Origin of the sequence: Lujinxingia vulgaris (assembly GCF_007997015.1) — a bacterium.
Taxonomy (GTDB): domain Bacteria; phylum Myxococcota_A; class Bradymonadia; order Bradymonadales; family Bradymonadaceae; genus Lujinxingia; species Lujinxingia vulgaris.
The window spans coordinates 197,642-211,742 of sequence record NZ_VOSM01000006.1 but is presented as its reverse complement, the minus strand read 5'-3'; the positions used below and the strand labels follow the sequence as shown (position 1 = coordinate 211,742).

Here is a 14,101-nt window from a genome sequence, read left to right as displayed (position 1 = left end):
CTTTGAACGCTGCGTTCACCCGTCATACCCGGTTCTTGCGCCCGCTGATCATCATGCTGCTCGCCATACTGATGGCCTGCAGCTCCGATAGCCTGCGCGAGGGAGAAAAGGAGACCATCGACAACATCCTGCGCAGCGGGCTGGAGATGGGCGATGATCCTTTTGTGCGCGCCGAGACCCTGCGTGCGCTTGAGCTCATCGACGATCCGCGGGTGGTGGAGCTCTCGGAGCCCCTGCTCGACGATCCCTCACCCATGGTGCGCGTGGCCGCACTGCGGCTGATGATCCTCCACGACCATCCCCGCGCTCGCCAGGAGGCGATGGCCAACTACAACCGCGCCGGCGACGCCGAAAAACGCCTGATCGTGGCCACCGCTCTGGAGCTTGGCAGCGACACCCTGCGACGCACGATGATCAGCCGCGCGCTGCGCGCCGAAGATCCGCGCCAGCGCCGCATGGCCTTTGAGGCCGGGCCCTACGCCACGGTTGAGGCGCTGCAGGCCTCCGGCGACGAGACCACCTTGAGGCGCACCGCGCTGCCGGAGCTCGGTGGTTTTGTCGAAGATCCCGATCCCGACATCGCCGCTCTGGCGCTGGCCCGGCTCACTGAGGCCGGCCAACCCGACCGCGCCCGCGCGTTCATCGAGCGTTTCGCCGACGCGAAACAACCTCTGGAGGCTCGTCTGGACGCCGGTCGCATTCTGGTGCGCTCCCGCGCCGAGATGGCCCGCGAGACCTTTGCCGCTCTTCTGGAGCGCGCCGGCGTCTACGATGCGGAAACCCTGGGGCTTCCCCAGCGCCGCATCGATCCGCAGCTTGTGCGGGTGGCCGCCCTGGGGCTGACCGCCCTGGGCGATGAGACCTACGTGCCCAGCGCCCAGGAGTACCTGCGCGGGGCGGAGGTCGAGCCCACCATCGAGGTGCTCAGCGCGCTGGCCACCAACCCCTCCGACGACGCCGCGGTGAGCCTGCGCATCGCGATGCGCGATGCGCGCGAGCCGGTGCGGCGCGCGGCCATCAACCTCTACGCCGCCCGCGAGGATGCCCAGCCCGACGCGCTGATCAGCGCGATGCGCATCGATGATTTCGAGACGCAGAAGCTCATCGCCGGCCAGCTCGTGGCGCGTTTTGCCGAGGACTGGCGCGAGACGCTGAGCGCGCGCCTCGAAAACGAGGAGCAAGCCGCCGAGACGCTGCGCACCCTGCAGATGGTGCTGCGCAGCGAAGAGGAGCTCAAGCTCATCGTCGCCCCGCTGAGCCCGCGCCTGGAGGCGCTGGCGGCCTCCAACAACGCCGAGGTCGCCGCCCTGGCCGCCTACCTGCTACTGCGCGTCGAGGCCGATGGCGAGTTGCCCGAGGCCATCCGCGCAAGCACCGACCCGCAGACGCGCCAGGCCTACCTGGAGTACCTGGCCACCAGCGACACCCCGGGCCAGTACATCGATGAGCTGCGGGCCAACCTCTTTGAAGATCTCTTTGTGCTGCGCCTCTTCGCCGCCGCCGGCATGTGGCGCGCCTTCCCCGACCAGGTGCGCGCGCCGGCAAAAGCCGGCGAAACCAGAGGCGCGGCGAGCGATAGCGAGCGCGCCGAGACGGCTACGACTGGCGACGAATAAGCCCGCGTTCAGCGGGCGTTAATCGCCCAGTCGTACTCCGAAAAGCTCACGTCGGCGCCGGCTTCCAGGGCCTGACGAAGCTCGGCATCACGCACGTAGCGCAAAAGGTAGGCCTGCACCGAGCCGGCCGATTTTACAAAGTCTTCGGCAAACCAGTTAAAGAGCTGGCTCGTCTCCACACCGGACTCGGTGCGGCGAGTGGCCGCCGGGATGAACTCGCGGGCGGCAGCGTCGAGTTGGCGCTCCAGGGTGGCGGCGCGCATCGGCTCCTGGCGCAGGCGCGGGCAACTTTTGGCCGCACACACCAGCACAAAATGAATGCGCGGCTCCTCAAATTGCGCGCGGATCACCCGGCTGTGCTCGAGCTCATCGAGGGTGAGCGACTGACCGGCGACCCGGTGTTTGACCTTGTCGAAAAACCCCTCGGCCTTCATCACGCTCTGCATCGGCCAGCGCTCAAGCACCGCGTTGAGCACCAGCGCGTTATACGCGTTGATGTAAAAGGCCAGGCGCGCATCGGCGCTCTTCCCCTCCACCTCGGCCTGGCCGACCGCCTCGACCACCTCGCCAAGGCGCGCGCGATCTTCGGCGCTGGCGTGCCAGCGGGCGTAGTCGACCTGACCGCGGGCGTCGACATAGCGCTCGAGCAGCGCCTCAAAAGGCGCCGGGTCGATGACCTCGGCGCCGGCCTCCGAGGCGCTCTTCTGCGCGGCTTCGACCTCGGTCGTCTCCGGGGTGCGCTCCTGAGCGTGCGCGGCCGGCAGGACGAAAAGACAAGCCGCGGCAGCGGCGCTGAACAGGGTCTGTAGCTTCATCGAGGTCTGGTGCTTCATCGGCGACTCCGGGTCTCGGGATGTCGGGGGGCAGACGCCGTAGCATACGCGCGAATGCCCACCGCGCCCAACATCCTCAAAGACGCTATGCTTCCCGCGGGCATTCATTCGCGACAGCAGCCGACCTTCATAAAGTCGGCTCACCATGCGGGTTAGAGCGCTCCGCACGTCGGTTCTAAGGGCGCCTCAGGCGGGTTAAACGCGGCGCTTCCGCTTAATAAACCCTGATCAAAAAAAACCAGCGCCCCGAACTCGGGGCGCTGGCAACGTCGGTCTTACGCTCGAAACAAGCGCCGCCCGAAGGGCGGCGCGTCTTCGCTTAGCGCAGCTCGAACTTGTACTGGGTGGCGCGCGCCAGGTTCTCGGCGACGTTCTCCCAGTTGACCACGTTCCACCACTGGTCGACGTACTGACCGCGGTTGTTCTGGTACTTCAGGTAGTAGGCGTGCTCCCACACATCGAGCGCCAGCACCGGGATGGCGGTGAACTGGGTCTGCTTCTGGTGGTTCTCCGCCGCAAGGGTCACCAGCTGCTCACCGGCGGGCTGCCAGCACAGAAGGCCCCAGCCGCTGCCTTCCACAGCCTTGGCCGCCGCGCCAAACTGCGCTTTGAGGCTGTCGAGGCTGCCGAAGTCCTTGTTGATCTGCTTGAGCAGGTCGCCCGAGGGATCTTTGTAGTTATCGGCCGGGGTCATGTTCTGCCAGAAGAGGCAGTGGTTGAAGTGACCGGAGCCGTGGAAGGCCGCCAGGCGCTCAAGATCACGGATCTTGCCGAAGTCCCCGCTCTCACGAGCTTCTTTCAGGGCCTTCTCCGCCGCGTTGAGGCCGTTGACGTAGCCCATATGGTGCTTGCTGTGGTGCAGACGCATCGTCTGCTCGTCGATGAAGGGCTCGAGCGCGTCGTAGGCGTAATTAAGCTCGGGAAGGGTGTGGTTTCCAGCCATGAAGAACCTCCTTAAAATGGGGTCATTGCGGTCAGTAAAAGGTGCATTCTCAGCGCCATAAAGCGCCGACTGCAGCATCGCCCGCGCCGCGAAAAAAGCGAGCCCGAGAGCGGCGGATCGCCCCGTTACGTCGGTGCGACACGCCGAGAGCCGGCGTCAAAGCAAGCGCGAAGATAAACCGCCACCGAGTGAAGTCAAGCAGCCCCTTTGAAGGAGGTCGGGAGGACGCCGCGTTTACGCCGCCTTAAGGCAGCGCACAATAACGCGTGCTGACTTCCACAATGCCCTCAAGCCCCTGGCGTTTGAGCGAGAGCGCGCCGTTATCGCAGCCCTCCACCGGCCCCAGAAAGACAAAGCCCGACCCGAAACCAATGACCTCTTCCTGGCCATCTTCGCTCAGGCCGAGCACCTCCAGAGGTTCATGAGCCATCGGCTCGGAGGCGCATAAAGTCACCGAGCTGGTCATGGCGAGGCGGTCGGCGATGAGGTCGAGCTGATCGAAGAAGTCGAGCGTGCAGGCGCTTGTGAAGATGCCGCGCTCCCCGAACGCTTCCACCGTCTGGTAGAGGCGGTTTCCGGGGTAGGCCGCCCCAAGCGTGCTGCGGCAGACCGAGCGCACCACCTCGCCATCCTCATAGCTCGCGCCGGAGGGCGGCCCGGTGATGGCGGCAAAGGAGATGCCCTCGGGGCTCTCACTGCTGGCGAGCAGCTCCTCGACCAGCGGGGCGACCTCACGGCGACTCTCGGCGCTCCAGGCGCAGACATCGCGGCTGGCGCCCTCTCCTTCGGGGGTGGGGCCGGAGCAGTCGTCTTCGTTGCTCACGACCAGGATGAGCAGACGCGCCTCCTCGCGGCGAAAGGCGCGCAGCGCCGAGGCCTCCCCGAGCACATTGGTCTCAATCACGTCGAGGGCCTGCTGAAACCCATCGCCCCCCTCGCCCTGCTGCACATTGCAGGCCGCCGCGCGTACCCAGCCCTCCACCCCGGAGTAGGCCACCTGCAGGGTGTTATCCTCACAGCCCTCCACGTCGCGCACGATCGGCGCCAGGCCCGCCCCGTCGCGGGCGTCACTGGTCACCACGCCCACCTGCACATCGAGGCCGCCCTCGCCCTCCAGGCGCTCCAGAAAGCCGGGCAGCGCCTCAGCCAGCGCTCGCTGGTAGGCCTGCATCTCGCCGGCGTTATCCATCACCACGAGCACATCGAGGAGCTCCGGGCGCTCAAAACGATCGAAGAGCTCGCTGCGCTCAATGCCGGCCCGACACTCATCCGGCAAGAGCGGATCGCCCTGGTAGGCGGGGTTGGGCTCGGTGCACCCCAGCGCGCTCAGCGCCAGGGTGAGGGCTAGGGCGATCGAGGATCGCATCGGAAATCGTCGGCTGACCATCGTTGCTCCTCCAAAACCTCGGCCGAGCGTTTAAGCTCAGCGGCGGATGCTCTCGGCGACCTGCGCAAGTTTGCGACGTCCTTCGACCACCGCCAGCATCTTCGAGAAGACGCGGGCATCGTCGCCCTGAAGTCGCATCGCGACGGCTTCCCAGGACTCAAAGTCCCACATCATCGGCACGACCTCCGGGGTAAGCTCAAGCTCCTCCACAAAGGTGTTGGCGAAGTCGCGCGTTAACTCTTCTTCACCGGCGATCGACGCGCACACAAAGCCGAGCATCGCGCGCACCGAGAACCAGCGATCGTCGCCGCTGTACGCCTTCTGCAAAAAGACTCGGGCCGGGGTGCCGCCTTCGATCTTCAAAAGTTCTTCGGCAAACGCGCCCAGCCACTCGGCGTCTACACCCAGACGCTGGGCCTCCTCGATATGTTCAAACGCCGCGGCCCGCTGACCGTCAATCAGCTCGGCAACCGCCAGCGCGCCCACCGCCGAAGAGCTGTCCGGGGGCTCCTGCTCCAGAAGTTGCTCCAGGACCAGGCGAGCCTCTTTGACCCGGCGGCGCTCCAGCAAGAGGACGCCCAGGTTGTACTGCGCCTCCATATTCTCCGGGCCAACCTCGATGGCGCGGCGCGCCCAGCGCTCGGCCGCCTCGGTGTCGCCGCTCTGGTAAGCGGCCATCGTCGCGCCGTTGAGCATCGTCACGTCATCGCCGGCGTGTTTGACACCTTCTTCAAAGCTGCGCAGCGCCTGCTCATGCTGGCCCAGCAAAAGATGCGACTGGCCGAGTTGCCCCCAGCCCACCGCGCTCTCCGGCTCCAGCTCGACGTACTCCTCAAAGGCGTCGACGGCGTCTTCAAAGTCCTGGTTCACCTGATGGCAGAGCCCCAGGTAGAGCCAGGCCGAGGTGTTTTCGGGATCTTCCTGCAGCACGCGTTTAAATGCGTACGCCGCATCTTCGACGCGCCCGGCCTCAAAGTAGGCGGTGGCGGCCATCTCCCAGACCATAGGGTTGTCGACGGCCTGGCGCGCGGCGATGCCGAAATAGTGCGCGGCCTCATCGAACTCCTCGCGATCGAAGAGCAGATGCCCCAGCCGGAATGCCACATCGACGGCCTCCACGCCGCGGTCCACCGCCTGGCGGTAGCAGTCCATCGCATCGTCTTCCGAGCCCATATCCAGGTACATATCGCCCATAAAGGCGTGATGGCGGGGCTCGGCGGTGTTCACCGCGCCCATCGCGTCGAGCAGGGCTGTGGCCGCATCAAACTCACCCATCACGATCAGGGCCTCGACCTGGCTGAGCTGCAGGGAGACGTCCTGGGCATGATGCGTCAGCGCGCGTCGAATCACGCCCAACGCCTCATCGCAGAGCTGGCGGCCGACCAGCAAAATCGCATAGGTCAGCGCCGCCTCCAGATCGGTGGCGCCCTGCTCGGCGTAGCGCGCGTTGGCCACTTTGAGCGCTTCCGAATAGTTGTCGCGCTCCAGCGCCCGGCGCAGCTCGCGGGTCAGCCCCTCGAGGCCGCGGGGCAAAAGCGCTTCCAGGGTCATCAGCGCCGGGGTGGTCTGGCCGTCTTCTTCCAGGTCGAATTCGTCTCGCATCGTCCACATCGTGGTAGGGCCTGTTTCAAGCGATCTTCAAAAGGCGCGCAGCCCCGGCACAGGGCCGGGAGGCGCGCAGCTGGCAGGCTTACCCTAAGTTTTACGCAACATAAAGCGCGAGCGGCCCCTTGCTTCAGGCCGCTCGCGCAAACACGTCGCAGACGCACTGCTCCGTCAACCGCCTCCACGCCCTCTCAAAGTCCGGGGGGACGCTCCACAATGAAGTAGTTGAGGCACATCTCATCGTAGGTGCCCTCCCCCCAGCGTACTTCCTGCGGGGCGCGCCCGTCGGGCTGGTTGGCCGGGGAGTTGTCGTAGCGACACTCCAGGCGCGGGAGCACCGGCGGCACCAGAACCTGCGGCTCCTCAAAGAGGTAAAAACCCTGCCAGTTAAAGTCCCACTCGGGGATGTCCATCAAACAGACCTCACCGGCCCCGGTCTGGGCGGTGACCTTGATGCTCTTTCCGAGCAGATGCATATGCGGGGCAACCCCGTGAAGGGTGAGCGGCAGCGGGATCTCCGGCCCCTCTTCCACGGCCACCGCGTCCGGGTCGCCGGCCTCAATCTGCAGGCCAAGCTCCGCCAGCGGAATGATCACAAGCTCGGTCACCCGGGAGGTCGTCTCCTGGTCGACAAAATAAAGATCAAAGAGGCTGCGATCGCTGCCCTCGGTGTCGTTGACCGTGTTGTAGTGCATCTGCACCACGATCTTCGATCCGGCCTCAATGCGCACCCCGTGGCCCTCCTCAAACTCCAGGGGCATGGTGCCGGGCACCCAGCCCGAGAGCAGCCAGGGATCGGAGGTGCGCGGCCCGCCGAAGCAGGTGTAGCCGGGGCGCTCGTCTTCGGCTTCGAGCTGCTCCAGGCGCGCGGCCTGATCTTCGGAGACCGAGTACACCAGCGCGTGGTGCACCACCCGGGTGTTGCCGGGGCGAGTGCGCACGGCGTTGAGGAACTGATCCTCATTGAGCTCGGGGTCGATGACAAAGCAGCGGTAATCGTCGACCGCCTCGGCCAGCGGCGGCTCGGGCGTATACTCAAAGCCCCAGTCCAGAGTCAGATCGGGCTCACCGCGGTCAAAGACCGGCGCATTCTCATCGCGCTCGGGGGGAGGCGCATCGCTCGGCTCACCCTCGGGGTAACCCGCCTCCACCCACTCACGAAAGACCGCGATCTCCTCCTCGCTGATATGCCGGCGGTTCTTGAGAGGCGGCCCACACTCCTCGGCCGGAGGCCAGGGCGGCATCACCCCGGTCTCCATCGCCCCAAGCGCCAGCCGCCCCATCTCTTTGATGCCCTCATAGGAGTCCAGCGCCATCGGGGCGATGGCGTCTTCGACGTGACACTCGTTGCAACGCGCCGCCATCATCGGGCGGATATGCGAGTAGTAGTTGGGCACAGACACGCCGGAGGCATCGTCCGCATCCGCGCTCCCGTCGGCGTCTTCTGCGACATCGCCGGCATCATCGGCCAGGTGCACATCGGCGTCTTCAGCCTCACTCGACTCGGTGCCGCAGGCCGCAGCGCTCAAGAGCAGGACCGCCGTCGCAGCTCGCCAGATGGGGTTTTGCCAGATCTTCATCGCCGCGCTCCTTAAGCTCGGATGGGGTCAGGGGAAGTCTCAGTGTGACGCGCCACAGCCGGCGCAGCAATGCCTATCAAGGGTGATACGGCCACCCACACCACTTGCCAGAAACACCTGAAAAAACCTCAAAAATACTCGATTCAGCCGCTTAGAACGCGAACATATCCAGGTCGTACTCCACCGGCGCCTCGGCGCTGATCGCCAGGTAGTAGGTGCCCGTCTCGTCGGCCACAAAATCAAAGTCCACCGAGCGGATGCTTGCCTCTCCCACCGCCACGCGACCGCCGCCTTCGTTGAAGACATCCAGGAGCACATCCTGCGCGCTGCCGCGGTTGACGACCATCTGCCCCAGCACGCTCTGGCCGGCCTCAACCTCAATGGCGAACCAATCCTCCAGATCGTTGCAGATCTGCAGGTCGACCTCGGAGAGGTCCAGCTCCAGGGCGGCCGCCTCGGAGAGCGAGTGGTTGCCGGCGAAGGTATCAACATCGTTGCAGATCCGCTCCACGGCCAGATCATAGGCGTTCGGCCCGTCGACGCTCTCCACACGCAGGTAATGGAAGCCGGAAGCGGCCGCGGTGTAGCTGAGCACCTCATCGTCATCGCTCGACCACGCGCTGGCCACGCCATCCTCACCCAGGGTGGCTGAGGTGGACTGCTCGGGCGCATAGAGCGTCAGGTCGATGTCGCCCTCGGCGTGGGCAAACGCCGCAAGAACTTCCAGATCGTCGCCGGCAAAAAGCTCTACGGCGTAGAGGTCGACGTCGTCGGCCTCACAGATGGCCAGCTCGCTCAATCCCACAAAGGTCTCGGTCAGGAGCGTGGCCATCGCCGCGGCGTCGTTGGGCTCGTAGGCCGCATCAGGGCAGGTGGTCTGCTCCAGGCTGTAGGCGCCGATGTGGTAGGCGGCCTCATCGCCGCGGGCGCGCACCACGTAGGTACCAGGGGTGTCCAGGATGGCCACAGCCAGCCCGTCGCAGCCGGCGCGCTCAAAGGTGGCGCTGCCTTCCACAAAGCTCAGCTCCAGGTCGGTGCCCGGGGAGTGCGCCACCACCACTTCGAGAACTTCGCCCTCACCCACCTCCACGCTATGATGTTTATCGGCGCTCCGGCAGAGGCGATGGTCGCTGTAATCCTCGCGCACCATCGGGGCAGCCTGCGCTACCGAGCCCAGGTCGACGCCGTCATCCACGCAGCCAGAATCATCGGGGGAGTAGGCCGCAAATCGCCAGTAGGTATAAGGCGGGGCACACACCACGGCCTCATCTTCCGAGGTCGGCTCGGCCTCCACCGCGCAGATCGTATACGAGATCACCGGCGAGTCGCCGGAGGTGGGGAGCGGGTTGGCGATGGAGGCGCGGGCGACCTTGCCCTCCAGCGTCATCAGGCGGCTCTCAAAGTCGGCGCTCTCGCTAAAGGGATCGTCGAGCGTCCAGTAGAGCATCACCTCCGAGAAGCGGGTGGAGCCCCCGGCGATGTCGGCCTCAATGAGGTAGTCGCCCACGCCGCGCTGGGTGCGCAGGGCGGTGTGCACAATCGGGCCCTCCACCTCACAGCGATCGTCAGAGGGCGTGCCCGGCGACTGGCCGCTGCGCTGCACAATGATCGTGACCACGAACTCCACCGGCTCATGCACAAAATCTTCGGCGACAAAGGTCACCGTATGCGCGCGCTGCTGCAGCTGCGCCGGGGAGGGAAGCCAGGAGAAAACGCCCTCAAAGGCCTCCACCTGCTCAAAGCTCGCGCCCTGCGGGGCGCTCGCTGCCGGCATAGTGATGGTGACCTGGTTGGAGTCGTCATCGCGCACCCGCACCTCCAGGCGCAGAGGCTGGCCGCCGCGCGGGTCATAAAGCTCACTCTGCGAGCTCACAAACCGGGGCTGGCCATTGCCCGAAAGGATGCGCACGTGCACCACCCGCTCGGCCACCTTGCCCACGCTGTTTTTGGCCGAAAACACCAGGCGTCGGCTGCCCTCCCCGGTGGCGTCGCTGGCGATGGGATCCCAGGTGAAGACCGCGGCGTTGCTGAACGTCTGGAAGGTCGCCCGCTCGGGCTTATCAGCCACCTCGAAGGTCAGCGGCAGCCCCCCCGGATCGCTGCCCGTGAGGTTGATCTGAATCACATCCTCGCCAACGGTGTACGTCTCCTCCGAGCGCACATCGAGGGTGAGCACCGGCGTGCCGGCCTCCACCAGAGGTTCAGTGCAGCCGCCCAGGAGCGAGGCTGCCGGCAGAGTGGTGGCGAAGACCAAAAAAGAAGCGAATATTTGCCGAAGTTTCATCGTCTACCGTCTCGAGAAGCAGGACTTTCTGCGCAGAGCACTCACGCTAGCAGATGCGCCCCGCGCCCAAAAGAGCGGGGCTATCGCGGCGCTTGTTCTTCGCCCCCGGGCCCTTACACTGGCGAGCGGTGTGGCGAGTGTGACGCGCGGCGCTGCCTGCAAGAGCCTTGTTTCCACTGCCTGGCGCGCATCTTCGCCAGCGACCGACCCCACGATGATGGCTGCCCTTAAAAGGATGAGACGCCGTGAAGACCTCTACCGCTTTCCCCCTTCGCCCGCTGCTCCTCTCGGTGCTGCTGCTCGCCACGCTCAGCGCCTGCGGAAGTCCGCAGTACGTGCGCGACACCGAGGAGCCTCGCCTCGACGACTACACGATGAGCCTTCGCTTTGATCGCGAAGACCTCAACCGTCTCTACGACGACAACATCGACGAGCTGATGAGCAGCTCCATTGTCCGCCAGTGGGACCGCGGGGATTCGCCGGTGGTAGCGATCTTCCCGATGCGCAACGAGACCAGCGAGCATATCGGGCAACAGCTCGACACCTTGCTCTCGAAGTTTGAGACCGATCTCGTCAACCAGACGGCCGCCTCGGTGGTGAGCTGGGAGAGCCAGCCCGATCTTCTCAATGAGGTGCGCCGCCAGCAGTCCGACGCCTACGATCCGACGCGCCTTGCGGCCTACGGTCGCCAGCTCGGCGCGCAGTATTTTGTCACCGGCAAGGTCTACGACGTGGCCGACCGGGATGAAGATGAGCGGCGCGTGCAGTACTTTATGTTCGTGCAGGTCATCAACGTGAGCACCGGTCAGATTCATTTTCAGAATGAGTCGGCCATCACCAAGGGCCTGATCCGCTGAGGCGTCGCACCGACTGCCTCCCGGCGAATGCTTCTGTGCCGCCCCCCCCCACCGCGCCTGAGATCTTCAGCGCGGCACGCGGGGGGCGGCGTCTTCCCTTGCGTCCCTCGAACTCGCCAGACCCGGCTCGCGGCCTTTTATGAGCGCCTTCAGCTCCCTCACAACCCTGCCTCAGCATATGTTGAGCGCGTGCACGCCAGCCTCAAAGTTCTGGCCGGCTGTGCTTGTGGCGGCGTTGCTGCTGGTCATGAGTGGATGCGCCTCCTACACCGACACGCTGCGACCCACCCGCCAGTCCCTCTCAGTGGGCGACGCCGAGAGCGCCATCGCCGAGCTCAACACTCGCCTGGAAGTTGACGCCACAAGCGAACTTCCCGCGAACCTTAAGGAAAATCGCGCGCTCTTTTTGCTGGAGCGCGCTACCCTCCTTCAGGCCGCCGGCGAGTATGAGCAGGCCGCCCGCGATTTGATGCACGTCGACGATCACCTGGAGTGGGTCGACCTCTCCGGCGAGGGTGCGGCGCAGGTAATGCGCTTTATTTACAGCGACGACTCCGGCGGCTACCGCGCGCCGGCGCATGAGCGCCTGCTGCTCAACACCCAGAACATGATCAACTTTCTGGCCGCCGGCCGGCTGGGCTCAGCGCGGGTGGAAGCCCGGCGCTTTTACGTGCTGGCGCGCTTCTTCATCGACGAGGGCACCCGCGAGCTTGTGCCGGGCATCCTGGGGCTGGGCTACTACCTGAGCGGGGCCACCTACGAAGCGTCTGGCGAGTACGAAAACGCCGCGCGTTTCTACGCGCGGGCCTACCTCTCGGGGGTGTGGCCGGAGGCGGGGCCGGAGCGCCTGGAAGACTTGATCGCGCTGACCGGCTACCGCGGCCGCGATCTTCAAGACTTCGGCGTCGAAGACGATCATCCGCTCTTCTTCTCGGCGCGCAGCCGCGAGCGTTTGAGCGGCGCCGAGTATCGCGCGCGCCATCAGCAGGGCGACGTGCTGGTGGTGGTGCAGAGCGGGCTTTCGCCCTACCGCCAGGCCGCTCGCGTGGGCATGGACTGGGCGCTGGGCTACTCCCAGTACTCACCCTACTCCGGGGTGTACTTAAGCAGCGATCAGCGACGCAAAGCGATGAGCCTGCACGCCAGCGGGGTGTTCAACACGCTGAACTTCCCGGTGCTTACCACCGAGGGGCTTCCGCCCCGGCGGCAGGTTGGTTTGAGCGTCGACGGACGCGTGGCGCCGCACTCGGCGCGGGTAAACGTGGCCGACCAGGTGCACGCGAGCTGGACGATGATCGGGGCCACCGCAGCTGCCGCCGCCATCTCACGCGCGGTGGTGCGGGCGGTGGCCGGCGAGGCCAGCCGGGCGGCCACCGACGCCGCGCTGCGCCACGGCGGCACCGAGGCTTCCGCTGCCGGCGCCCTGGGCTTTCTGGCAGGCCTGGCCGTCAAAGGCACCATGAGCGCGCTGGATACTCCCGACACCCGCAGCTGGACCACGCTGGCCGCCGACATCGATTTATTTCGCATAAAATTGCCCGCCGGACGTCATACCATCGCCGTGGATGTGGGCCCTCACGACGACAAGCGTGTGGTCGACGTGCTCAGTGATGAATTCGTTTTGCTTAACTTCTCGGCGCTGCGCTGACCCCTGACCCGGGGTCACCTTAAACGATAGCGCCCAACTCTTCTGCGAGGTCTTGTGATGCGACGCACCCTGCCCCTTTTGCTGGCGATGGCGATCTTCTTGATAAGCGCTCCGGCGATGGCCCTCGACGGCTACAAAGACCGGCGCGGCTCCTACTTCGGTCTGGGGCTCGGCGGCGGCATCGGCTCGGTCTTTGTCGAAGATGAGACCTTGTCCACCGGCCTCGATGAGGGAGGCGACCTGGGCCTGCATCTGCACGCCGCACTCGGCGGCGGGGTCACCAACAACCTGCTCTTTGGCGCGGAACTCAACTCCTGGATCCGCACCACCGACGTCTACGGCCAGGAGCTCAACCACCAGCACTGGTCGCTCAACGCAGCGAGCACCCTCTTTATCGTCAGCGGTCTCTTTGCGGAGGCCGGCGTGGGCCTGGCCTACGGCATCAGTGACGCCTCCAACCCCGCCGGCGACCGGCGGCGCTATCAGGAGATGGGCCTGGCTGTAAAAGGCGGCCTGGGCTTTGAGTACTTCGTCAACGGTACCATCGCCCCGGGGTTTCGCGTGGGCTATACCCGCCATTTCTACTCCAACAGCGACTTTGAGACCTTCCACGGGGCGATCACCCTGCGCTGGTACTGATCGTTTTGATCAGGGGGGCTGGCTGCACTTAGAGCTGTCGTGCACCCGCTTCCGCGCTCTCAGCATCGAAAAAACCTCGCCAGGTGGCGAGGTTTTTTTATGCGCCCGGCATTGCCACTCGCCCTTGTTCCATGAGGCAGAGAGATGACCCGGGGTCATTTCTCTCAAGTGCTAGCAGCATGACCGGGGGTCATGTTTTCTTCTTTATCCAGACAACGACGAGACGCCTGTTTCCGCGCCTGCCCGCAGTGCCTCGCCACCTTCATTCAGAAGATCGGGAGGTGGAGCAACCTCTGTCCACCGACCGGGCTCTCGCCGCAAACCTTCTCCAGGTCAATCACCGGCGATCGCGGCATAACGCCCCTCACGCTACGTTTCTACCCCCGGGTTCGCAGGGCCTCAGAAATGCCGACTGGACCGGCGATCGCAAAACTTCGCAACATCTCCTCGAGCCCCGTGTCCGCACCTAAGCGCGTATGATCACTGAAAAATCGGCGTCAACACAGGCGTTTTCAGGTCTCATCATCAGCGATTTCCCGGCAAAGGAAAGTAGACGGCCCCCCGAATTCGACTATATTTAAAGTAGAACCTCGGCAGCGGGTCGGAGCAGCCACACTGTAATTTTCTCCGGCACGTTGAATATGGAACGCTTCCTGCACGTTAAAGACTGTGAAGGGCAGCCCGGCACGTAAGGGCAGTATTCGAGGCC

General features: G+C 65.1%; 10 protein-coding genes. 4 read left to right on the top strand and 6 right to left on the bottom strand.

Features of this window, described 5'->3' with window-relative positions:
• The first annotated feature begins 2 nt into the window (after positions 1–2).
• Positions 3–1,616: a HEAT repeat domain-containing protein gene (locus FRC98_RS13645; protein WP_146981996.1), complete on the top strand. Its 1,614-nt coding sequence runs from the start codon at positions 3–5 to the stop codon at positions 1,614–1,616.
• A gap of 8 nt (positions 1,617–1,624) precedes the next feature.
• On the opposite strand, the gene FRC98_RS13640 is transcribed toward FRC98_RS13645, so the two are convergent.
• The 6 genes from FRC98_RS13640 to FRC98_RS13615 form a co-directional block, all read right to left on the bottom strand.
• Positions 1,625–2,449 carry a DUF547 domain-containing protein gene (locus FRC98_RS13640; RefSeq protein WP_230467601.1) on the bottom strand — a complete coding sequence of 275 codons (825 nt, stop codon included), beginning with the start codon at positions 2,447–2,449 and terminating at the stop codon, positions 1,625–1,627.
• Positions 2,450–2,768: 319 nt separating this feature from the next.
• Complete coding sequence (locus FRC98_RS13635; RefSeq protein WP_230467600.1) at positions 2,769–3,392, bottom strand: superoxide dismutase; 624 nt, start codon at positions 3,390–3,392, stop codon at positions 2,769–2,771.
• Positions 3,393–3,636: 244 nt separating this feature from the next.
• Entirely contained in the window at positions 3,637–4,779 is a 1,143-nt protein-coding gene (locus FRC98_RS13630) for a hypothetical protein (RefSeq protein ID WP_146981993.1), read from the bottom strand.
• 36 nt (positions 4,780–4,815) lie between these two features.
• Positions 4,816–6,381 (bottom strand): tetratricopeptide repeat protein, encoded by a 1,566-nt coding sequence (locus FRC98_RS13625; RefSeq protein ID WP_230467599.1) that lies wholly within the window; start codon positions 6,379–6,381, stop codon positions 4,816–4,818.
• A gap of 194 nt (positions 6,382–6,575) precedes the next feature.
• Positions 6,576–7,964, bottom strand: coding sequence for a hypothetical protein (locus FRC98_RS13620; RefSeq protein WP_146981991.1), 1,389 nt, complete (start codon positions 7,962–7,964; stop codon positions 6,576–6,578).
• A 151-nt stretch (positions 7,965–8,115) separates the two neighbouring features.
• On the bottom strand, positions 8,116–10,248 hold the full coding sequence (locus tag FRC98_RS13615; RefSeq protein ID WP_146981990.1) for a PPC domain-containing protein: 2,133 nt from the start codon (positions 10,246–10,248) through the stop codon (positions 8,116–8,118).
• A 245-nt stretch (positions 10,249–10,493) separates the two neighbouring features.
• Here FRC98_RS13615 and FRC98_RS13610 point away from each other — a divergent pair, with 245 nt between their 5' ends.
• The 3 genes from FRC98_RS13610 (at position 10,494) to FRC98_RS13600 (ending at position 13,392) form a co-directional block, all read left to right on the top strand.
• Positions 10,494–11,105, top strand: a complete 612-nt coding sequence (locus FRC98_RS13610; RefSeq protein WP_146981989.1) for an LpoB-related protein — start codon at positions 10,494–10,496, stop codon at positions 11,103–11,105.
• A 139-nt stretch (positions 11,106–11,244) separates the two neighbouring features.
• Positions 11,245–12,753: a COG3014 family protein gene (locus tag FRC98_RS13605; protein ID WP_146981988.1), complete on the top strand. Its 1,509-nt coding sequence runs from the start codon at positions 11,245–11,247 to the stop codon at positions 12,751–12,753.
• 57 nt (positions 12,754–12,810) lie between these two features.
• On the top strand, positions 12,811–13,392 hold the full coding sequence (locus FRC98_RS13600) for a hypothetical protein (protein WP_146981987.1): 582 nt from the start codon (positions 12,811–12,813) through the stop codon (positions 13,390–13,392).
• Positions 13,393–14,101 lie beyond the last annotated feature (709 nt).

What these genes read in the sequence shown, in the direction of transcription:
- FRC98_RS13620 (WP_146981991.1), bottom strand. Translation starts at nt 7,964, where the DNA reads ATGAAGATCTGGCAAAACCCCATCTGGCGAGCTGCGACGGCGGTCCTG.
- FRC98_RS13605 (WP_146981988.1), top strand. Translation starts at nt 11,245, where the DNA reads ATGAGCGCCTTCAGCTCCCTCACAACCCTGCCTCAGCATATGTTGAGC.
- FRC98_RS13600 (WP_146981987.1), top strand. Translation starts at nt 12,811, where the DNA reads ATGCGACGCACCCTGCCCCTTTTGCTGGCGATGGCGATCTTCTTGATA.
- FRC98_RS13630 (WP_146981993.1), bottom strand. Translation starts at nt 4,779, where the DNA reads ATGGTCAGCCGACGATTTCCGATGCGATCCTCGATCGCCCTAGCCCTC.
- FRC98_RS13625 (WP_230467599.1), bottom strand. Translation starts at nt 6,381, where the DNA reads ATGCGAGACGAATTCGACCTGGAAGAAGACGGCCAGACCACCCCGGCG.
- FRC98_RS13635 (WP_230467600.1), bottom strand. Translation starts at nt 3,392, where the DNA reads ATGGCTGGAAACCACACCCTTCCCGAGCTTAATTACGCCTACGACGCG.
- FRC98_RS13615 (WP_146981990.1), bottom strand. Translation starts at nt 10,248, where the DNA reads ATGAAACTTCGGCAAATATTCGCTTCTTTTTTGGTCTTCGCCACCACT.
- FRC98_RS13640 (WP_230467601.1), bottom strand. Translation starts at nt 2,449, where the DNA reads ATGAAGCACCAGACCTCGATGAAGCTACAGACCCTGTTCAGCGCCGCT.